This is a genomic window from Mesorhizobium sp. KACC 23794, assembly GCF_052180275.1.
Classification (GTDB): Bacteria; Pseudomonadota; Alphaproteobacteria; order Rhizobiales; family Rhizobiaceae; genus Kumtagia.
In genome coordinates this window covers 1,965,059-1,985,054 of record NZ_CP197465.1, presented here as the reverse complement: position 1 = coordinate 1,985,054, position 19,996 = coordinate 1,965,059, and the positions used below count along the sequence as shown (strand labels likewise).

Below are 19,996 nucleotides of genomic sequence, written 5' to 3'. Positions count from 1 at the left end.
AATGCGCGTATAGTGAGACCGCCGCCGACAAAACGATCGGCACAGTCTTGATTGAGCGAGGACCTGGCACCATGCCGTCGAACATCACCAGACCGGTCAAGGACATGATCGCGCAAGCCAATGCCAGGATCAGAACACTCGGCATGGACGAGGCGCTGGCGATGCATGGCAAGGACGATGTCGTGTTCGTCGATCTGCGCGATCCGCGTGAGTTGCAGCGCGAGGGCAAGATCCCCGGCGCTTTTTCCTGCCCGCGGGGCATGCTGGAATTCTGGATCGATCCCCAAAGTCCCTACGCAAAACCAGTGTTCCAGGAAGACAAAACCTTCGTCTTCTATTGCGCGTCGGCCTGGCGTTCGGCGCTCGCGACCCAGACTGCCCAGGAGATGGGCCTCGCTCCGGTTGCGCATATCGAGGGCGGCTTCACAAACTGGAAGAACTCCGGCGGCGCGGTCGAGGCAGTGGAGCTCAAGCGTCCGTGAAATGCTTGTCCTACAACGCCCGGTCGCGGTAGGAGGATTTTCGCTTAATTGAGAGAATTATGGTCGATGGCTGAGTCGACGGATGTGGCGGAGGAATAGTCATGAGCGGCACTGTCGAAAAGGCGCTCACGCTACTTGAACTGCTGTCGAGCTATGACGCACCCGTGCGCATGGCAGAGCTGTCGCGGGCCGCCGCAATGAACAAAAGCACCACTTTCCGCATGCTCGAAGTCATGTCGCAGTTGGGTTACGTCACGCAGGACGAGCCCAACGGGCGCTACATGATGACCACACGGATGTGGGAAATCGGTGTCCGTGCATTCCACCGCCAAGACCTGCGGGCGGCCGCCAGACCCTACCTTCAGGAGCTTGTCGACGCGACGGGCGAAACCGCTCTTCTGACGCGCCGCGACGGGGCGGATGTCATCATTGTGGAAAAGGTCGATTGCGCGCAGCACCTGCAGGCAATCGCGCCGTTGGGCAGCCGCTCGCCGGTTCACGCTTCTTCCTTCGGCAAGGCGTTCCTGATGGCTGAGCCGGAACCGAAGCTGGCGGATCTCAAACTGATCCGCTTCACCGACAAGACGATCACCGACGTCGAGGCGTTGCAGGCCGATATCGATGAAGCGCGCCGGAGCGGCGCGACGGTCGGCATTGACGAATATCGCGAAGGCGTCTCGGGCGTGGCGGCGCCGGTGATCGGAACGGACGGCATCGCATACGGAACGATCGGCATCAGCCTTCCCACCTTCCGTCTCGCACCCAAGGCCATGCCACGGCTCATGAAGAACGTTATGGAAGTCGCGCGACGTTTCTCCGAACAGATCGGCTTCAGCGCGTAGCGGTTCAAGGATAAGCATCCGACATCGAATATTGCGGCCGGTGGCGGCAGGCTTGCCGCTGCCTGCGGCCACTCGTCCAAGAAAAGGTGTTTCAATATTCGGCACCCTGTTGCAATTCTCGAAACAAGGTGCAAGGTTTGGCCAACCAATGGGATCAGGAAGGTTGGCGTGGCGATCGACCCCGACAAAATCCTCGCACTCAGGATGCCGGAGCGGCAGACCACCTACAGCGAGCGCGACGCCATGCTCTATGCATTGTGCAGTGGTGCTGGAGCGCATGGCGATCTCTCCTTCGTTTTTGAAGACGGGCTAAAGGTCCTTCCGAGTTTTGGTCAGAACCTCTGTTTCGACGATTCATGGCTGCCCGACGCCGGCATCGATCTCGCCGACGTCGTGCATGGCGGGCTCGACCTGCGGATGCGCAAGCCTTTCGCTGCCTCCGGCCGCCTGACAATCCGCCCCTCCGTAGCCGGGATGACAGACAAGGGTGAAGGCCGACCGGCGATGGTGCTGCTGAAGACCGAGGTCCTCGACGGCGCCGATGCCATCTTCACATCCTACTCCAATATGGTCGTCATGGGCGGCGGCGGCTTCGGCGGCAATCGCGGCGAGAGCTTCGAGATCATCCGCAATCCCGAGGCACGGCCGGACAAGACCCTGGAAATCGAAAGCCGGGCCGACAGCCCGCTTCTCTTCAGGCTGCTGGGAGACTTGAACCCGCTGCATGCCGTGCCCGAGATTGCCCGCGCCGCCGGCTTCGACCGGCCTATCATGCATGGCGCGAATACATTCGGCCTCGTCTGCCACGAAATCCTGATGCAGTTCTGCGGCGGGGACCCTGCGCGCATGACCCGCTTCGCGGCACGGTTCAGCGGCCCGCTATATCCCGGCGAGCGCATGACGCTCTCCTGTTGGCATGATGGCGGCAACGTGCGGTTCGCCGCGCGCACCGTCGAGCGGGATAGTCCGGTTCTCGACGGCGGCATCGCCGAGATCGATCCGGCATGAACGCGACCCTCAGCCATTGGGGCATTGCGTATCCGGTCGTCGAGGGTGGCCGGCTCGTCGCGATGTCTCCATCGGCGGACGATCCCAATCATTCGCGCATCAGCGACAACTATCTGGACGCCGTTCACAGTCCCATGCGTATCGGGCAGCCGATGATCCGGCGCGGCTATCTGGCTGGCGACAGCGGCGCGGCCCGTGGCGAGGACGTCTTCGTGCCGACGTCGTGGGAACATGCCACGCGCGTGCTGGCCGGGCACATGCGCGCGATCATTGCCGAAAGCGGCAACGAGGCGATCTTCGGCGGCTCCTACGGCTGGGCCAGCGCCGGCCGCTTCCACCACGCGCAGAGCCAGATACATCGCTTTCTCAATCTGGCGGGCGGTTACGTGCGCTCCGTCAATACCCACAGTCACGCCGCCGCCGAGGTTGTCCTGCCGCACATCATCGGCAGCCAGGACGGGATGGCCGACAACCAGACGCCTTGGGAGTTGATCGTCGGCCACACCGAACTCTTTGTGGCATTCGGCGGACTGCCGCTCAAGAATGCGCAGGTCAGCGCCGGCGGCGTCAGCCGGCACCGCGTTCCCGAGCAGCTACGCGCCGCCCGGGCGCGCGGCACCCGTTTCGTCAACATTGGCCCGTTGCGAGACGACGTCGATGCGGCGCTGGACTCCGAATGGATCGCGCCGCGCCCGAACACCGACGTCGCGCTAATGCTCGGCCTCGCCTATGTCCTCGATACGGAAAGGCTTGCAAACCGTGCGTTCCTGGCCAGCCACACGGTCGGCTACGACGAGTTCCGCGCCTATCTCCTGGGTGAAAGCGACGGAACGCCGAAAACACCGGAATGGGCATCCGCCATCACCGGTCTTTCACCCGATCTCATGCGGGACCTGGCGCGGCGCATGGCGAAGAGCCGCACCATGCTGTCGCTGTCATGGTCGCTGCAGCGAGCGGATCATGGCGAGCAGCCGGTGTGGATGCTCGTCACACTAGCGGCAATGCTCGGGCAGATCGGCCTGCCTGGGGGCGGTTTCGGCACCGGCTATGCGGGCGCAAACCGCGTGGGGAACGCACCGCTGCCTTTTTCCTGGCCGGCCTTCCCTCAGTTCTCGAACCCGGTCCGTCGCTTCATACCGGTCGCGCGACTGGGAGATATGCTCGAACATCCAGGCGCTCCTTTCGACTATAATGGCGAGCGCCATCTCTATCCGGACATCCGCCTGATCTGGTGGGCCGGTGGCAATCCATTTCATCACCAGCAGGACCTGAGGCGACTCCATCGTGTCTGGAAGAAGCCGGATCTCGTGGTCGTGCAGGAACCGTTGTGGAACGCCATCGCCCGGCATGCCGACATCGTCCTGCCTTGCACCCTGCCGATCGAGCGCAACGATCTCGGCATCGCCAAGGCCGAGCCGCATCTGGTGGCGATGAAACAGGTGCTGGCACCGGCCGGCCAGGCGCTCAACGACTACGACATCCTGGCAATGGTCGGCAGCGAACTCGGTCTCGGCGAGCAGTTCACCGAGGGCCGCAACGAGATGGACTGGCTGCGGCACATATATGGCGAGAGCGTTGCCGTGGCCGTGCGCCATGGCTACAACCTCCCGGATTTCGAAACGTTCTGGGCGATGGGCGAACACAGGTTCGAGCCTCGCATCGAGCCCAAGGCGCTGATGCAGGATTTCCGCCGCGATCCCGTTGCCCACCCGCTGCCGACGCCGTCCGGCCGGATCGAAATCCGCTCGGAGTGCGTGGCAGGCTTCGGCTACGACGATTGTCCGGGTCAGCCGACCTGGTTCGAACCAGCCGAATGGCTGGGGAACGCGCCTGAAGGTGCGCTTCACCTCGTATCCAACCAGCCATCGCGCAAACTGCACAGCCAACTCGATCTCGGCCGGCACTCCCGCAACGGAAAGATCGGCGGACGGGAGCCTGCCCGGATTCACCCCTCGGAAGCGGGCAAGCGCGGCATTCGCGATGGCGACGTCATTCTCGTCCGATCCGCACGGGGCTCGTGTCTCGGCGGCGCTATCCTCAGCAATGATATTGCCCCGGGCGTGCTACAGATGTCGACCGGCGCCTGGCTCGACCTCGACGCCGAAGGGCTTGACCGGCATGGCAATGTCAATGTGCTGACACTCGACAAGCCAACCTCGCGGCTGGCGCAAGGGCCGACGGCCCACACGACCATTGTCTTCGTGGAGAAATTCGAGGGCGAGGCGCCGGAAGTACGGGCCTTCGAGCCACCTGAACTGGAGTATCGGGAACTGACATGACAAGTGCAGACTATTGGGCCAACCAGCGGGTGATCATCACCGCCGGCGCAAGCGGCATCGGCCTGAGCATTGCGCAGGCAATGCACGATCTGGGCGCAAGGATCTGGATCTGCGACATCGCCGAATCCGCACTTGCTGAAGCAAGGGCGCAATTGCCCGGCATAAACATCATGGTTTGCGACGTGGCGGACCCTGCGGCCTGCGATGCCTTCGTTCGTGCCGCCACGACCGACATGGGCGGCCTCGACATCCTGGTGAACAATGCCGGCATTGCCGGCCCGGCCGCACCCGTTCAGGAGATCAGCACCGAAGACTGGAAACGCTGTTTCGAAGTCAATGTGAATGGCCAGTTCTTCATGGCCCGCGCGGCCATTCCACACCTGAAGAAGAACCAGTCCGGCTCGATCGTCTGCATGGCTTCGGTTGCCGGGAAATACGCTTTCGGCCTGCGCTCGCCCTACGCCTCCTCGAAGGCGGCGGTCATCTCGTTCGCCCGCGCGCTTTCGGTCGAACTGGGTCCCGACCAGATCCGCGTCAACGCCATCGCGCCGGGCGTCGTTTCCGGTGACCGGATCAAGCGCGTCTTCACGGACCGCGCCAGCAAACGCGGCATCAGCTACGACGAAATGGCCGCCCTCGCCCTACGCGCCGTTTCGATGAAAACCATGGTCGAACCCGAAGAAATCGCGGCGCTTGTCGTCTACCTGACCGGGCCTTCCGGTCGGCCCATCTCCGGGCAGGTGATGCAGATCTGCGGCGGACTGGAGTACACGGAATGAGCACCATCGACAAAGCCGACCGCGACCGGGCGATCATCACCTGCGCGATAACGGGCGCCACCCATACGCCCACCATGTCGGAGTTCCTGCCGACAACGCCGGACGCGATCATCGAGCAGGCGATCGACGCGGCGAAGGCCGGGGCCGCGATCATCCATCTTCATGCGCGCGACCCTGAAACGCACCGTCCGACCGCCAATCTGGATATCTGGCTCCACATCCTGCGCTCGATCCGCAGCCAAACCGACGCGATCCTCAACATGACCACTGGCGGCTCGACCTTTATGTCGATCGAGGACCGCCTTCATGCTCCGTCCACTGCGTCGCCGGAACTCTGCTCCTGCAACATGGGCTCCATGAATTTCGGCACCTACGCGATGATCGACAAGTACAAGGGTAAATGGAAGTTCGACTGGGAGGAGGATTATCTGGAAGCCTCCCGCACCGCGATCTTCCGCAACACCTTCGGCGACATCGAAACCATCCTCGCCTCGCTCGGCAAGGGCGGAACACGTTTCGAGTTCGAGTGCTACGATGTCGGCCATCTCTATAATCTTGCGCATATGCTCGATCGGGGACTGGTCCAAACCCCGATGTTCCTCCAGTTGATCGTCGGCACGCTCGGGGGCATCGGTCCCGGCCCGGAGAACCTGATGTTCATGAAAGAGACTGCCGATCGCCTCTTCGGCGCTGATACCTATCAATGGTCGGTACTTGCCGGCGGACGCCATCAACTGAACATGGCGACCATGGCGGCGACCATGGGCGGCAATGTGCGGGTCGGGCTGGAGGACAGCCTCTACGCCGGGCGAGGCCGCCTGGCGCGGTCCAATGCCGAGCAGGTCACGATGATCCGCGGCGTGATCGAAGGGCTGACCAAGGAAATCGCCACACCGGCGGATGCGCGTCGGATGCTGGGACTGAAGGGAGTTGAAAAGGTCGCCTACTGACCGGCGGTTTGATCCGGGCGGGTGACGGCAGCAGCCACGCCCCGGCAGAACAAAAAAGAAGAGCGCTGCATGGAATTAAGGGTGAACGAGATCCGAACCGGATCAATCCACGGAGACTGACATGAAACGACGTGAATTCCTGGCACTCGGCGGCGCCCTCGGGGCAGCCACAATGCTCCCCGCGAAGTGGGCGTTCGCCCAGTCTCGCGCCAACAGCCTGCGGGTCCTGAGCGAAGGAGCCGCCAACTCCTTCGACAGTTTCTCGGTCGGTGTGAACCGCAATTCCCTGCAGATAACCTGGAATGTCTACGACCGCCTGATCAAGTTCGGCTACAAGAAGCGGGACGACGGAATCGGCTACTACGATTATTTCGACATCCAGCCGGAATTGGCCGAAAGCTACGAAGTCTCCGAGGACAAGAAATCGATCACCTTCCATCTGCGCAAGGATGCCGTCTTCCATGACGGCAGCCCGGTCACGGCCGACGACGTGAAATGGTCTCTCGACCGTGTCGTCGCGAGCCGGATCGGCCTTGCCCAGTTCACCACAGGCTCGATGACGGAAGCCTCGCAGTTCGTTGTGGTCGACCCTCACACCGTACGCGTCGACTTGCCCCAGCCGGATCGTTTCGCTCTTCCGAACCTCGCCCTGACCTATCCGATCATCGTCAATTCGAAGCTGGCGCTGCAGCACGCCACCGATGCCGATCCCCTTGCGTCGGAATGGCTGAAGTCAAATCCGGCTGGCGGCGGCGCCTACAAGGTGGCAAGAGCCAATATCGGCGAGCGCATTCTGTTCGAGCGTTTCGCGGACTGGAAATCGGGCGAACTCCCGGGTTTCGAGCAGGTCCTCTGGCAGACCGTTCCGGCGGCCGAAAGCCGCGTCGCGGCGCTCATCAAGGGCGACACCGACATCGCGCAGGACCTTCCGCCCAAGGACGTGATCGAACTCTTGAAGAACGACAACGTCAAGGTCGTCGGGGTGCCGACATCGAGCTTCCAGTTCATCGGCATGAACAACCAGATAGCGCCCTTCAACGATCTGCGCGTACGCCAGGCAATCGCCTATGCCCTGCCGTATGAAGCCATGTTCCAGGCGGCGCTGTTCGGCCGGGGCGAAGCGCTGTACGGCGGCAAGCCGGGTGCTCCCGAAACCACGAAGTTCCCGCAGCCGCTCGGCTATTCGACCGACCTCGACAAGGCCCGCTCGCTGATGGCCGAGTCCGGTCATGCCGACGGCTTCGATACCACCTTCTCGTTCGAACTGTCGCTGGCTACGGTCGCCGAGCCGGTCGCGCTGCTCTTGCAGGAAGCGCTCGGCCAGATCGGCATCCGCGTGACCATCGACAAGGTTCCCGCGGGGCAGCTGGGCACGCTCCTCCAGGAAAAGAAGATCCCCTTCTATTTCGAGGGATCGACCTCCTACCTCCTCGACCCGGACTACTTCTTCCGCGTCTTCTATTATGGCGACACCCGGTGGAACTTCGGGGCCTATAAGAATCCGGAGTTCATCACGCTGGTCGACAAGACGCGCTATGAGACCGACCAGGCGGTCTATGACGCGGATATCAAGCGGATGATCGAGCTGGTGAAGAATGAGATTCCAATCATCCTGCTGTGGCATCCGTCGCTCGACACCGGCATGGTCAAGTCGGTCGAGAATTACAGCTACACCTTCCATCGGCAGCTCGATTTCCGGCCTTTGACCCGCGGCTGAGTCACCCCCGGAGACGGCACCATGCGCCGCGCGGCAAATGGTGCCCTCCAATCGGCGACGAGTTCTGAGGCGGAGTTCGCTCCAGAAATGCCGACTGCGATTTCGGCGGACTTTGGAACTGATTGATATTGGTGCCGTGCGCGTGCACGACTTGGCTATGGGCCGCCACATCAGCGGGTGGCCTGATCGGCACCACAAGCCCGCGATCGGCGATGGCGGCATCGCCCCTTGACGACACCGGCGCTCGGGGCGTTCGACGAGACCAGATGCAGATTCTATCGTCGTCCGGCAGCGGAAGCAGTCCGATCGTTCCTGAGGCTGCGCTTCGGGCTGCACCTCGGATTGCGTCAGAAAAACCTACGCAGTTGATGGTTTATGAACGGGCAAGCTACCGCGGTCCGAGTGCAGGCTCGCAGACATGAAGCGCGGGGAGATCCGGTGGAGCGAAGGCGACAAGGGCTGGGAAGTTCTGATCCCTTCCATCACTTTCAAGGAAGCCAACTCGTCTTATTTCGGGTGCAAGCCATTTCGACTGGTTCTTCTAAACCTCGGTGGCCTCTAGGATCACATCGAGGCCTATCGATCGGCATCGGCGCGTACTCCTCGTCGGGACACGGGCGACACGGAAGTTTTGGGCGTGGTCAGGTCATCTATGATGATCCCTGCCAGATTGGTTCGGGATTATACGAATGATCTCGATGAAGACAGGCTGAGTGCGTTCAGCAGCACGGCGAAGCGCTGCAGCGAAGTCTGCTGGTGAAAGATGTTTCACGACCTCCTGCAACCCTTCATTCAAAGTCCGTGGATCGGCTGATCTTGTCCCATCGAAGCGCGGCCACGGATCGGACAGCATCCGACTTTGCGACCCGGGCCAACGCATCACTCCCAAGAATTAGTTGCTCGGGCGAATCATCCGCACGCGACAGGTCGAAGATCACACCGGCGACCTTGTCTGGATTGCCGGGCTCATTGCCGGCATAATTCTCGGTCATCCGCATGATCTCGCCAATGCTGGGATCATATTCATCGAGCAATAGAAGGACGTGGCCGCGGGCCACCCGCGTCCAGTTCGTTCGCATGCTGCCCGGCTCGATGGCGATGGCCTTGACGCCGAATGGCAGGACCTCCTTCGCCAGCGATGCTGTGAAACCGCTGACCGCCCACTTTCCGGCGCCGTAGGCGGTGGCTCCGGGACTCCGAAGCGGGCCGAACTGGACGAGATGTTGATGATATGTCCCGATCTTTGTCTCCTCATGGACGGGAGCGCGGCGCGGGTCAGGTTCACAACCCATAAAAATTCGTGTCGATCTCGGCTTTGAAATCGGCCTCGGTGGTCTGTTCAAACGGAGCGACGTGAGCATAGCCGGCATTGTTGAGCAGCACGTCAAGACGGCCGAATGTGCGGACAGCGGTGTCCACGGCATTCTGGGCGGCCTTCATGTCGGTAACGTCGAGTTCGACGAGAACGACGTTTTCAGGATAGCGCTGCTTGAAGTCCGAAAGCCTGTCGATATGCCGGGCGGTCGCTACGAGGGTGTCGCCGCGTGAAGCGACTATTTCCGCCGTGCTTCTGCCGATGCCGCTGGCGCTGCCGGTAATGAGCCAAGTTTTGGACATTTAGTTCTCCAAGTCATGCCGAAAGGTGCAAGAGGCGATCCAACTGGCGAGGAGCGTCGCCGCAATCGCCGCACGGGGTATCTGTCGAATGGTGAGGGCGTTCTGATGTGTCAGCACCAATGCAGTTAGTGTATTCGCGCCGATGGTAGAGGCAGTTCCCGCTCGCCTTGGATTCTGGCCTGCTTGGCGTGCATGCCCGGGCAGCAGCTGTAGCCGTTCATTCATGCAGAGCGAATATCGACCAGATCCCGAATCGGCCCTTCGATGGAGCTTTGCCGAGTAGCTGCAAGAACCCCACCAAGCTTTTTTGACGAGGTCCGCTCGAAATAGTTGACACGAGGTTCCGCGACTTTCCGCGCTCCGGCGTGAGCCGATGGTCTGGTGGCGATGTTCACAAGGATCTCCTTGAACGCGATTGAGGTTCAATCGCCCACAAATCATGCCGCGATGATCGGAATCCGGCCATCATGCGTGAGGCCGATGTCTTCACTCGGATGGCCTTAGAGGCCTCATCCCGAAGGTTAGGCTGGCGCGCCGGCCGGTTCGCCGCATTCAGCGCGATGCATGGATTTCCATGAGATGCGGCTCAGGCATGACCGGACTAGAGTGGCGCGTGAGTTCGTCAGCCTGGGTCCGGACATTGAGCACAAGTGCTATACGCATCGTCGACGGCCCCCGAGCCTTGCTTGTCCAGCAGGAGAAAGCAATGACGACAGCGTCCAACCCGCCTTCCGAAATCGACTCCGAAGCCTTGCGTGCGGCGCGGCTCATCGAAAGCGTGGTCGGCAACGCATGGGCGGCCAACGCGGCCGGCAAGCTCATTTACATGACCCCGGCGACGCTGTCGCTTCTCGGCATGGCGCTGGAGGAATTCAGTTCGCCTTCGGCACAGGGGCCTTCCGGCTGGAAGCGGATAATCCATCCAGACGATTATGACGTCGTCGCCGCGACATGGCGCCGCTGCCTGCAAACAGGCGAGCACTATACGGTCGAACATCGCATGCTGCGCGCCAGCGGCGCCTACGGCTGGAGCAGAAGCTCGGGACAGCCTTTGCGCGACGACCAGGGCCGCGTCGTCGCGTGGTGCGGCGCGATCATGGACGGCGACGTTCCGTCCACCGTCAAGGAACGATTTGCGGACGTGGCCGAGGCCGCGCTCGAGGAAAAGGCCGCGCCCGATGTGCCGCATTCGCTGGGCAATATCCATCCTGACGATCGGATCGGGACGGCTCATGCTGCCGCGCGTGCTTTCTGGACAGGCGTTCCCCAGGTCACGAGGCATCGGCAAATCCAGGCCGACGGCAGCTATCGCTGGACCGAGACCCGATCGGAACCCGGCTATAGTGTGAGCGTCGACATCGATGAGTTGGTGACGGACAGGGAACCCCTAGCCACGGCGGGACTGCACGCATCGGGTGACGACGAAGCCGAGCCACTCCGGTCGGCGAGAGCTGTCGAAAGCATATTCGGCAACGGATGGGCATTCGATGCGGCCGGCAGGTGGATTCACCTGCATCCGTTTGCCCAGAATTCCCTTGGGGTAACGCCGGAGGATCAGAACGCTTCGTTGCAGGAGGGGCATACGGCCTGGAAGCGGCTGCTCCATCCGGACGACTATGACCAGGTCGCCGCCACCTGGCGTCACTGCCTGGAGACGGGCGATCACTTCAATGTCGAGTTTCGCTTTCGGCGGTTGACGGGCACCTATGTCTGGGCTCGAACCGCCGCGCGGCCAACACGCGACAGTCAGGGCCGCATCACGGGATGGTTCGGCATCGCGCTGGACATCGATGTCTACAAGAAAACCGTGGCGGCGTTGCGCGATCGGGAGCGGGAGCTCTCACAGCTCGTAGACATGGTTCCGAGCCATATCTGGCGGCTGAAGCCGGACGGCGAACCGACCTTCTTCAACAAGGGCATGGTTGATTTTCTAGGATTTGACGTCGCGGATACCGAAAGGCCCGGCATGAGCCGGCTCGCGGTGCTCATCGAGACTGCTGTCCATCCGGCGGACGCGGCGGCGTTCAGGGACGCCCTCGGCCTTTGCCTAGTCAGCGGCGAGAACTTCGCGATGCGGTATCGCCTGCGCCGCGCCGACGGTGTCTATCGCTGGATGTCGAGCCGCGCCGCGCCGATGCGTGATCAGGGTGGGCGCATCCTTCAATGGTACGGCATCTGCCATGACATCGACGACCAGGTGAAGGCCGAAGAGGCGCTGCGGCGCAGCGAGCGGCAGCTCCAGGAGATGATCGACGCGGTGCCGGTCCGCATATGGAGAACCGCTCCCGCAGGTGGAACGATCTATTTCAACAAGCGCCACCAGGATCATCTCAAATCCGTCATCGCCAACCCCGGGTCTCTCGGCGAGCAGCGTATCGAGAATCTGATGCAGGAGCTGATTCATCCGGAAGACGCTCCCGGGATTGGGCGTGCCTTGCGCGGTTGTTTCGAAACCGGCGACGCCTCCTCGATGCGATTTCGCTGGCGCGAGAAGGATGGCGCCTATCGCTGGACGGAATGCAGGGTCGAGCCCCGGCGCGACGAACAAGGAGCGATCGTGCAATGGTACGGCGTTTCCCTCGACATCGATGAAGAGGTCCGTGCGCAGGAAGCGCTACGCGAAAGCGAGCGATCACTGCGCGAACTGGTTGAAACGCTCCCCGCGCGCCTATGGTGCACGACGCCAGCCGGTGAGCCGTTCTACTTCAGCAGGCAGTTGCGCGAGTTCTACGGCTTCGACATGAATGCAAAGGACGAGCCTGACAGTGCTCGGCTCTCCAGCATACTCGCCGCGACGATCCATCCGGACGATTTGGAGGCCGTGGGGATGCTGTTTGCCGAGAGCCTGGCCACCGGCGAATCTTATATGGTCAGGCATCGCCAGCGGCGATTCGATGACGTTTATCGATGGGTTCAAACGCATGCCACTGCTATGCGCGGCGCCGATGGCGCGATCGTGCGCTGGAACGGCGTCAATTTCGACATCGACGACCTGGTGCGTTCGCAAGAAGCATTGAGGGAGAGAGAACGCTTCCTGTGGCAGCTCGTCGAAACTTTGCCTGCCATGATCGATTGCGCCGCGCCGGATGGCGAGCCGGTCTATCGCAGCCAGCAACTCCGGGAATTCCTGGGATATAATCTCGAGGACCTGGACGGGACAGGAAAGTCCCGGCTGTCCGGGACACTCGAAGCCGGTGTTCATCCCGACGATCTGGCGGGCGTCAAGGAAAGATATGCTTATTCGCTGTCCAACGGCGAGCCTTACGCGCGGAGGCACCGCCTGCGGCGCTTCGACGGCGAATATCGCTGGGTCGAGACCCGGGCCGCGCCTATGCGCGACGCGGACGGCGCCATCGTCCAGTGGAACGTCATCTGCCTGGACATCGAAAGCGAGGTTCGGGCGCAGGAAGGGTTGCGTCTGGCGCAGGAAAGTCTGGCGCGCGCCAGCCAGGCGGCGAGCCTCGCGGAGCTCTCGGCTTCGATCGCCCACGAGGTGAATCAGCCATTGGCGGCGATCGTAGCAAATTCGCATGCCTGCCACCGCTGGCTCAATGCCGAACCGGCAAACATCGAGCGGGCGCAGAAAACGGTGGAGCGTATCATCCGGGACGCCAACTCTGCCGCGGATGTCGTCGGGCGCATCCGCGCCCTGTTCAAACAGTCCGTCGAGATGAGGGACAGCACCAGGCTCGACAGCGCTGTCGCCGAGGCGCACGATTTGATGCGCGAGGAAGCGGCAAGGCGGCGCGTTCGCATGAACGTCGTGGTCGAAGACGATCTGCCCCCTGTCGCGCACGATCGCGTTCAGATCCAGCAAGTCCTGATCAACCTCATCCGCAACGGCCTGGAGGCGATGGACTCCACTGCGGGCGACAGGGTTCTTCGTGTCCAGGTGCGCCGGATCGGCGACGTGGTCGAGACAGCGGTGAGCGACCGTGGCCCGGGCGTCGTGTCGCCCGACAGGATGTTCGAGCCTTTCTTCACGACGAAGGAGAATGGGATGGGCATGGGGCTCGCGATCTGCCGTTCGATCGTGGAGGCGCACGGCGGACGGTTGTGGGTGGAAAACAACGAACCGGGTGGAGCGACATTCGCCTTTACGTTGCCGGTTGAAGGGAAGACGGCGCAATGACGGCTGCCGATCACATCGTTTTCATCGTCGACGACGACGAACGCATCCGGGAAGCGCTCGGCGAACTCCTGGAGTCGCACGGCATGCGCGCCATCGCGTTCGGATCGGCCGGCGATTATGTCGGCGCGGACAAGCCGGACGCCCCCGCCTGCCTCATCCTCGATGTCGAACTGCCGGACATCAACGGTCTCGATCTGCAGAGGCAGATTGCCGAGGGGGACCACCCGCCGATCGTTTTTATCACAGGGCACGGCGATATCCCGTCATCCGTCAGGGCGATCAAGAGCGGCGCCGTGGATTTCCTGACCAAGCCCTTCAGTGATGTGGATCTCATGGCCGCAATCCGCGCGGCGATTGCTCAGGATCGACAGACAAGATCCGAACGCGCCGAACTGGGCCTGCTGAGGCAGTGCTATCTTGAGCTCACCCCACGCGAACGCGAAGTGCTGCCACTGGTGGTGAGTGGCCTTCTCAACAAACAGGCGGCCGCCGAACTGGAGATCAGCGAGGTTACGCTGCAAATCCATAGAAGGAATGTCATGCAGAAAATGGCGGCGGCGTCGCTTGCCGATCTCGTGCGTATAGCGGAGCGGCTGGAAATACCGATCACCCACTCCCGCCGAACGGGAGGGAATTGAGCGTGAGCAAGGGAAGACCGGTCGTGGCGATTGTCGACGACGATCCAAGGCTGCTCGAGTCGTTGGAGGATCTTCTGGAGTCCGCTGGCTATGTGGCCCGCAGCTTCTCTTCGGCGAGGTCGTTGCTCATTGGCGGTCTGACCGGCCTGGACGTGCTCATAACCGATATCGGAATTCCTGGCATGAACGGCCTCGAGCTTCGCGACCTGGTGAAGAAGACGCGTCCAGAATTGCCGGTTTTCTTGATCACCGGTCGCCACGAGATAGCGGATCAGGTCCGCGCCCAGGGCATCAGCGGGTTTTTTCGGAAACCCTTCGACGCCCAAGCCCTGCTCGCGGCCGTCGGCGAAGCGCTACACAATCGAAAGATGGAGGGGACTCGTGAGAATTGACCAGCCATTCCAGCCCAGACCCGCGGTATTGCCACAGCGACGGAAGATTGAGGAGGAACAGCCGCTCGTCGTCGTTGTCGATGACGATGCGCCCGTCCGGGAAGCGCTGTCCGAGCTGATCCTTTCGGCGGGGTTCCAGCCAGTTTGCTTTGCCTCGACCCGCGAATTGCTCGAGGCCGACATACTTGGCAAGCCCGGCTGCTTGATCCTCGATGTGCGCATGCCCGGCGCGAGCGGCCTCGACCTGCAGCGTCAATTGGCCCAATGCGGCAACCCCAAGCCGATCATCTTCCTCACCGGCCACGGCGACATCCCGATGACGGTGCAGGCGATGAAAGCTGGCGCGGTGGATTTTCTGACCAAGCCGGTGCGGGACCAGACCCTGCTTGACGCTGTGACCGCAGCCATTGGCATGGATGCGGCGCGGCGGGCGGAAGCGGCTGTCGTCAAGCACAATGTCGAACACTTCAAGACACTGACGCCCCGCGAGCGCGAGGTTTTGCATGAGGTGGCGCGCGGGCGCCTCAACAAGCAGATCGCCTTCGACCTCGGTATCAGCGAGGTGACGGTGAAGCTGCATCGCGGCAATGTCATGCGCAAGATGGAGGCCGTTTCCATCGGCGACCTGATCCGGGCGTGGGAAACATTGCCTGCGCCGTTGCGCGAGACCGGCGCCGGCAAGACGTTGGCTTGATCTGGCCCCTGCGTCATCAACTGGCGTCGCGGAAAACCACATCGACGCCGGGGAGACGGACTGAAAGGCGAATTCGTCGGGTGCGATGGATTCAAGCGGACAGCCCGACGCTTGTGGCGCCTATTCTTCGAAGGGCGCGTTCGACACCAGGTCGACGGAAGAGGGAACCCGATATCCAGGCACATGGCGCTCGCCGAAATCCCGGACGAAATTGTCGTAGGTTGTTTCCGGCCTGGACTCGGCGATATGGCAGAAGCACCGGGTCATGCGCCGCTCCGGGCTTGTGGCCGAACGTGCTCGATATGTTGACGATCGCACCCTTTGCCGCCGCCAGGTGGGGAAGCGCCGCCCGCACCAGCAGGCTTGGGCCGACGACATTCACGGCGAAGATGTTGACGATCCGCTCGGCGGTGGCTTCGCTAAGCGACATGATGGCGCCCGCCCCGGCATTGTTCACCAGCACGTCCAGACGCCCCAGAGGTCGATTGCCTACGCAACAGTGCATGCGGCATCCTCGGGCTCTGCGGCATCGGCGACGAGGCCGACGATATTCGGATGCCCGGCGGCCACCCCCTCCAGCAATGCCTGGCGGCGTCCCGTGATGAGGACCTTTGCCCCTCGCCTTGCAAAGCCCAGCGCCGCGGCGCGGCCGATGCCGGAGCTTCCGCCGGTGACGATGACGGGCTTGTCATTCAATGTGGACATGATCTTGTTCCTGGCCAGTCCGTGGGCCGGACGAATTGTCTGATGGATTGCGTCGTCTGTACGGGATGGGAAATCAGCGATAGCCGATGCCGGTTGACGTAGTTGAACAGCATCCGCTCCAGCATTTCCTCCTGCTCGAACAGGGCGCGCGTCGCGTCGCGGATATCCAGTATGCCGAGTGGCTTGAAGCGGACGTCGAACACGGGGACGTTCTGCAGGTTTCGCGCGGCCATGATCTGCCAGACCGCCTGGACGTCATCCTGTAGGCCGCACGGATCGACCGGCTCATCAGTTCGGACACCGGCTGCGCCGGGGACGCTAAACCGGCGAGGTGCGACGATGTCAGGGCGTGCAGTTTGTCGATAAGCATCGCAGTACCCTCGTCTCGTCGTCCGTGCCGCCGAACCGATCGAACGCTTCGGCGGCGCGGCCCTGTCGTTATCCGCGGGATCCTCGACCTCATTCGTCGATGTAGGTCGTCAGTTCCGTTTCGGCGGTATCGACGACGAAGACGGCGAGCAGCTTGGCGGGCTCGGTCTTGCTCGCATTCTCGCTGACGCCGTGGCGGTCGCCGGGATATTCGGAAAAGCTCTCGCCGGCGCTGAAGGTCGTGACCGGCCCGTCATTGACCTTGCTGCGGATCGCGCCCTCAAGGACCGTCGCAAAGATGAAGGCCGAGTTCGGATGCGTATGGGCGGAGGACGTGCCGCCCGGCTCGTATTCGACCAGCACGGCGCGCATGCTCTTGCCCGGCACGTTGGGCAGTTCGTGGTCGTAGATGAGCTTCACATGTTCGCCCACCGAATCGTGGGCCATGGCCCCGGTTGCGAAGGTGGCGGCGAGGGCTGCGGCACGGAGAATGGTTCTGATCATCGTCTTGGCTCCAGTTTGCGGTTGAGGATGGATGGGTGATCGCCAGCCGGCGGGGGGGCCGGCGATCGGGCTCTCGCCAGGGGGACGCGGCGAAAGCCTATGACTTGATGAAGGCGAGCAGGTCGGGGTTCACCGTCTCGGCATGGGTCGTGCACATGCCGTGGGGAAATTTCTCGTAGGTCTTGAGGGTTGAGTACTTCAGGATCTTGGCGGAGAGCACCGCCGAGTCCGCGATCGGCACGATCTGGTCGTCGTCGCCGTGCATCACGAGTGTCGGCACATCGATGGCTTTCAGGTCTTCCGTGAAGTCGGTCTCCGAAAAGGCCTTGATACCGTCATACTGCGCCTTGGCGCTGCCCAACATGGCTTGCCGCCACCAGTTCTGAACGACGCCCGCAACCGGCGTCACGCCCGGCCGGTTGAAGCCGTAGAACGGGCCACCCGCGAAATCGAGATAGAACTGCGCCCGATTGCCGGCGAGAGATTTTCGCAAGCCGTCGAACACTTCGACCGGAAGCCCGCCGGGGTTGGCTGGCGTGTTCACCATGATCGGCGGCACGGCGCCTATGAGGATCAGCTTCGCGACGCGCCCCTTGCCATGGCGGGCGACGTAGCGGGCCGCTTCTCCGCCGCCCGTGGAGTGGCCGATATGGACTGCATTGCCGAGGTCGAGATGGTCGACGACGGTTGCCGCGTCGGCCGCATAGTGGTCCATGTCGTGACCGTCGCTCACCTGTGCTGAGCGGCCATGGCCGCGCCGATCATGCGCGATGACGCGAAAACCCTTATCGAGAAAATAGAGCATCTGCGCATCCCAATCGTCGCCGCTGAGCGGCCACCCGTGATGGAAGACGATCGGCTGGGCATCCTTCGGCCCCCAGTCCTTGTAGTAGATCTGCGTCCCGTCTTTGATGGTGATCGCGTTCATGGTCGTTGTTCCTGGATTGGGAGAGGGTAGAGCCTGCCCGCGCTCCGCCCGTGCAGGCGCGGCCAGAGGCAGCCCGGCTGCAACCGTGACGGCCAGTCCGTCCAGCAGGACGGCGCGGCGCGATGGCTCGTAGCGGAAATGAAAGTCGTCTCTCATCGTTTCGATCTCTCGTCTTGCCTGAGACCGGGACGCGCCCGACAGCGGTAGTGTCTCGGCGGCGAACGCCGATCAGTGCCGCTGGAGCGAGGCGTGAGGGAGCCACTCTTCGAAACGGATCGCGCCGATGCGCGCCTTGCCGGCCGGCACCAGCGAGCCGTCCTCCAGTTCCGTGCCGAAATACAGCGCATGCGGGTCCGCGATCACCTTGCGCGGGTCCTTGGTCTCTTTCAGGAACCGCGCCACCATTTCGTTGAAGCGCACCCGCTCTGGCCCGGCGATGTCGATCGTGCCGTTAAGCGGCGACGCAAGCGCCACATCCGCCATCACGTCGGCGACGTCGTCTGATGCGATGGGCTGGAACGAGACGGGCGGCAGGTGGATGGTGTCGCCGACCGTCGACGACTGCGCGATGCCGCCTAGGAACTCGAAGAACTGCGTCGAATGGACGATGGTGTAGGGTATCCCGGAAGCCATGATCAGTTTCTCCTGGGCCACCTTGGCGCGCAGGTAGCCGCTCTTGGGCAGGCGTTCGGTGCCCACGATCGAAAGCGCGATGTGATGCTTCACGCCAGCCTTGGCCTCGGCGCCGAGCAGGTTGCGGCCGGAGGTCTCGAAGAACTCCAGCACGGCCTTGTCCTCGAACGACGGTGAATTCGCCAGGTCGATGACGACCTGCGCTCCCGCCAGAGCCTCGGCCAGGCCTTCGCCGGTGATCGTGTTGACGCCGCTGTTCGGCGACGCCGCGATCACCTCATGACCCTTCTTGCGCAGCCTCTCGACCGTCTTCGAGCCGATAAGTCCGGTGCCGCCAATAACCACGATCTTCATGTCGAATCTCCTTGTTCGCGCTTCAGGGATGGGATTGACCACCCAAGCGGTCCTTGCAGCCGCTGGGGATTATTTCGATTTCGCAACTGAGAATGCGATGGAGCCGCCGGCCAAACCATCGGACGTAGGCGTCTGTCGGACGATGCGAAGGTCTAGGGCAGGCTCGTCCAGAGGATGGGACCCGCTCTTGGGGACGGGTGCAAGGCGGCGCTCCAAGCATCGTCCGGCTCAACGATCGGCGTGGATAGCGATCGATTTTGTACGCCGCGAAGTCCGCGCCAGCGGCTTCGATCTCCGCGATCGACGGGCGGATGCCAGTTCCGCATAGTCCCGAATAGGCCGATCCGCCGAGATCATGGCGAGGCATATGCGGCGATATGGCTCGCGCTGGTCCTCGATCCAATCGATCGGGGAGGTCTTAGCTTGTACGGCCGGGCAACGGGGCAGCAGGCATCGTTCACAATCTGGGCAACCAGGTCGTGTCATCCGCGCTGAAACGCGTGGCGCGTGATCCAGGCGATCGCCTGGGGTTGCAGAAATGCGGTTCTGAACCTCGCGTTCAATGCGCGCGCCGCGATGCCGGTAGCGGGTTGATTTCCGTCGCGGCGGAGGCGGTTTTTCAAGGTGCTACCACCCTTGTCGGGCTTCCCATCGGGGACAGGAGTATCGGGATGACGTGGGAGACCGTGGCCCTGCCTTCGATCCGTTCTCGCCACGAAGGGCCTGGCCCTGGGCGGCGTCGGCCTGCCGATGGTGAAGCATCTCACCGAGGAGCATGGCGGGAGTGTCGATGTCGAGGGCGCTCTTGGATTCAGCACAAACGTAATCTTGCGATTGCCCCCGATACTCGCCTGAAACAGCGATGGGCAATGGGAAGGGCGGAACTGCGGTAGTCAGTCGACGAGATTGACGCGATCCGTAACCAATGACTTACAAATAGTTCAGAGAAACGCCTGCGCAACAGAGGCAAGGG

The 19,996-nt window shown here is 62.4% G+C and carries 19 protein-coding genes and 2 pseudogenes; 13 read left to right on the top strand and 8 right to left on the bottom strand.

What is annotated here, in order from left to right:
• The first annotated feature begins 71 nt into the window (after positions 1-71).
• From ACSBOB_RS09795 to ACSBOB_RS09760, 8 genes and pseudogenes are all read left to right on the top strand, one after another.
• A complete protein-coding gene (locus ACSBOB_RS09795; RefSeq protein WP_442582215.1) occupies positions 72-482 on the top strand; it encodes a rhodanese-like domain-containing protein in 411 nt (136 codons plus the stop codon).
• 101 nt (positions 483-583) lie between these two features.
• A complete protein-coding gene (locus ACSBOB_RS09790; RefSeq protein ID WP_442582214.1) occupies positions 584-1,324 on the top strand; it encodes an IclR family transcriptional regulator in 741 nt (246 codons plus the stop codon).
• Positions 1,325-1,492: 168 nt separating this feature from the next.
• A complete protein-coding gene (locus ACSBOB_RS09785) occupies positions 1,493-2,332 on the top strand; it encodes a MaoC/PaaZ C-terminal domain-containing protein (protein WP_442582213.1) in 840 nt (279 codons plus the stop codon).
• Complete coding sequence (locus tag ACSBOB_RS09780) at positions 2,329-4,611, top strand: molybdopterin-dependent oxidoreductase (RefSeq protein ID WP_442582212.1); 2,283 nt, start codon at positions 2,329-2,331, stop codon at positions 4,609-4,611. Before ACSBOB_RS09785 ends, ACSBOB_RS09780 begins: the two co-directional genes overlap by 4 nt.
• The gene (locus ACSBOB_RS09775) at positions 4,608-5,390 is read left to right on the top strand and encodes an SDR family oxidoreductase (protein ID WP_442582211.1); all 783 of its coding nucleotides are present in this window, start codon (positions 4,608-4,610) and stop codon (positions 5,388-5,390) included. The genes ACSBOB_RS09780 and ACSBOB_RS09775 overlap by 4 nt, the downstream gene beginning before the upstream one ends.
• Positions 5,387-6,340 (top strand): 3-keto-5-aminohexanoate cleavage protein, encoded by a 954-nt coding sequence (locus ACSBOB_RS09770; RefSeq protein WP_442582210.1) that lies wholly within the window; start codon positions 5,387-5,389, stop codon positions 6,338-6,340. Before ACSBOB_RS09775 ends, ACSBOB_RS09770 begins: the two co-directional genes overlap by 4 nt.
• 121 nt (positions 6,341-6,461) lie before the next feature.
• Positions 6,462-8,057 carry an ABC transporter substrate-binding protein gene (locus tag ACSBOB_RS09765; protein WP_442582209.1) on the top strand — a complete coding sequence of 532 codons (1,596 nt, stop codon included), beginning with the start codon at positions 6,462-6,464 and terminating at the stop codon, positions 8,055-8,057.
• A gap of 255 nt (positions 8,058-8,312) precedes the next feature.
• Positions 8,313-8,662 (top strand): annotated as a pseudogene (locus ACSBOB_RS09760) (hypothetical protein); the annotation flags it as partial.
• Positions 8,663-8,845: 183 nt separating this feature from the next.
• Here the strand turns inward: ACSBOB_RS09760 and ACSBOB_RS09755 are convergent.
• The 3 genes and pseudogenes from ACSBOB_RS09755 to ACSBOB_RS09745 all read right to left on the bottom strand — a co-directional run bounded on the left by ACSBOB_RS09755 (position 8,846) and on the right by ACSBOB_RS09745 (position 9,674).
• Positions 8,846-9,136 carry a hypothetical protein gene (locus tag ACSBOB_RS09755; protein ID WP_442583957.1) on the bottom strand — a complete coding sequence of 97 codons (291 nt, stop codon included), beginning with the start codon at positions 9,134-9,136 and terminating at the stop codon, positions 8,846-8,848.
• Between the two features lie 39 nt (positions 9,137-9,175).
• Positions 9,176-9,349, bottom strand: a pseudogene (locus ACSBOB_RS09750) (hypothetical protein); the annotation flags it as partial.
• A complete protein-coding gene (locus ACSBOB_RS09745; protein ID WP_442582208.1) occupies positions 9,339-9,674 on the bottom strand; it encodes an SDR family NAD(P)-dependent oxidoreductase in 336 nt (111 codons plus the stop codon). The gene ACSBOB_RS09745 and the pseudogene ACSBOB_RS09750, both read right to left, overlap by 11 nt.
• A 706-nt stretch (positions 9,675-10,380) precedes the next feature.
• On the opposite strand from ACSBOB_RS09745, the gene ACSBOB_RS09740 reads away from it, so the two are divergent.
• From ACSBOB_RS09740 to ACSBOB_RS09725, 4 genes are read left to right on the top strand one after another with little or no spacing between them, the layout of a single operon-like run.
• Positions 10,381-13,806, top strand: a complete 3,426-nt coding sequence (locus ACSBOB_RS09740; RefSeq protein WP_442582207.1) for a PAS domain-containing protein — start codon at positions 10,381-10,383, stop codon at positions 13,804-13,806.
• Complete coding sequence (locus ACSBOB_RS09735) at positions 13,803-14,444, top strand: response regulator transcription factor (protein WP_442582206.1); 642 nt, start codon at positions 13,803-13,805, stop codon at positions 14,442-14,444. The genes ACSBOB_RS09740 and ACSBOB_RS09735 overlap by 4 nt, the downstream gene beginning before the upstream one ends.
• A 2-nt stretch (positions 14,445-14,446) precedes the next feature.
• Entirely contained in the window at positions 14,447-14,836 is a 390-nt protein-coding gene (locus ACSBOB_RS09730) for a response regulator (protein WP_442582205.1), read from the top strand.
• On the top strand, positions 14,826-15,530 hold the full coding sequence (locus tag ACSBOB_RS09725; RefSeq protein WP_442582204.1) for a response regulator transcription factor: 705 nt from the start codon (positions 14,826-14,828) through the stop codon (positions 15,528-15,530). Before ACSBOB_RS09730 ends, ACSBOB_RS09725 begins: the two co-directional genes overlap by 11 nt.
• 91 nt (positions 15,531-15,621) lie before the next feature.
• Here the strand turns inward: ACSBOB_RS09725 and ACSBOB_RS09720 are convergent, their stop codons facing one another.
• Positions 15,622-15,993, bottom strand: coding sequence for an SDR family NAD(P)-dependent oxidoreductase (locus ACSBOB_RS09720; protein ID WP_442582203.1), 372 nt, complete (start codon positions 15,991-15,993; stop codon positions 15,622-15,624).
• A 26-nt stretch (positions 15,994-16,019) separates the two neighbouring features.
• Positions 16,020-16,235: an SDR family NAD(P)-dependent oxidoreductase gene (locus tag ACSBOB_RS09715; RefSeq protein ID WP_442582202.1), complete on the bottom strand. Its 216-nt coding sequence runs from the start codon at positions 16,233-16,235 to the stop codon at positions 16,020-16,022.
• Between the two features lie 86 nt (positions 16,236-16,321).
• On the opposite strand from ACSBOB_RS09715, the gene ACSBOB_RS09710 reads away from it, so the two are divergent.
• Positions 16,322-16,501, top strand: coding sequence for a hypothetical protein (locus ACSBOB_RS09710; RefSeq protein ID WP_442582201.1), 180 nt, complete (start codon positions 16,322-16,324; stop codon positions 16,499-16,501).
• 193 nt (positions 16,502-16,694) lie between these two features.
• Here ACSBOB_RS09710 and ACSBOB_RS09705 read toward each other — a convergent pair whose 3' ends face one another.
• The 3 genes from ACSBOB_RS09705 to ACSBOB_RS09695 all read right to left on the bottom strand — a co-directional run bounded on the left by ACSBOB_RS09705 (position 16,695) and on the right by ACSBOB_RS09695 (position 19,023).
• Positions 16,695-17,108, bottom strand: coding sequence for a cupin domain-containing protein (locus ACSBOB_RS09705; protein ID WP_442582200.1), 414 nt, complete (start codon positions 17,106-17,108; stop codon positions 16,695-16,697).
• Positions 17,109-17,205: 97 nt separating this feature from the next.
• Positions 17,206-18,036 carry an alpha/beta fold hydrolase gene (locus ACSBOB_RS09700; RefSeq protein WP_442583697.1) on the bottom strand — a complete coding sequence of 277 codons (831 nt, stop codon included), beginning with the start codon at positions 18,034-18,036 and terminating at the stop codon, positions 17,206-17,208.
• A gap of 228 nt (positions 18,037-18,264) precedes the next feature.
• Entirely contained in the window at positions 18,265-19,023 is a 759-nt protein-coding gene (locus tag ACSBOB_RS09695) for an SDR family oxidoreductase (protein ID WP_442582199.1), read from the bottom strand.
• Between the last annotated feature and the right edge of the window lie 973 nt (positions 19,024-19,996).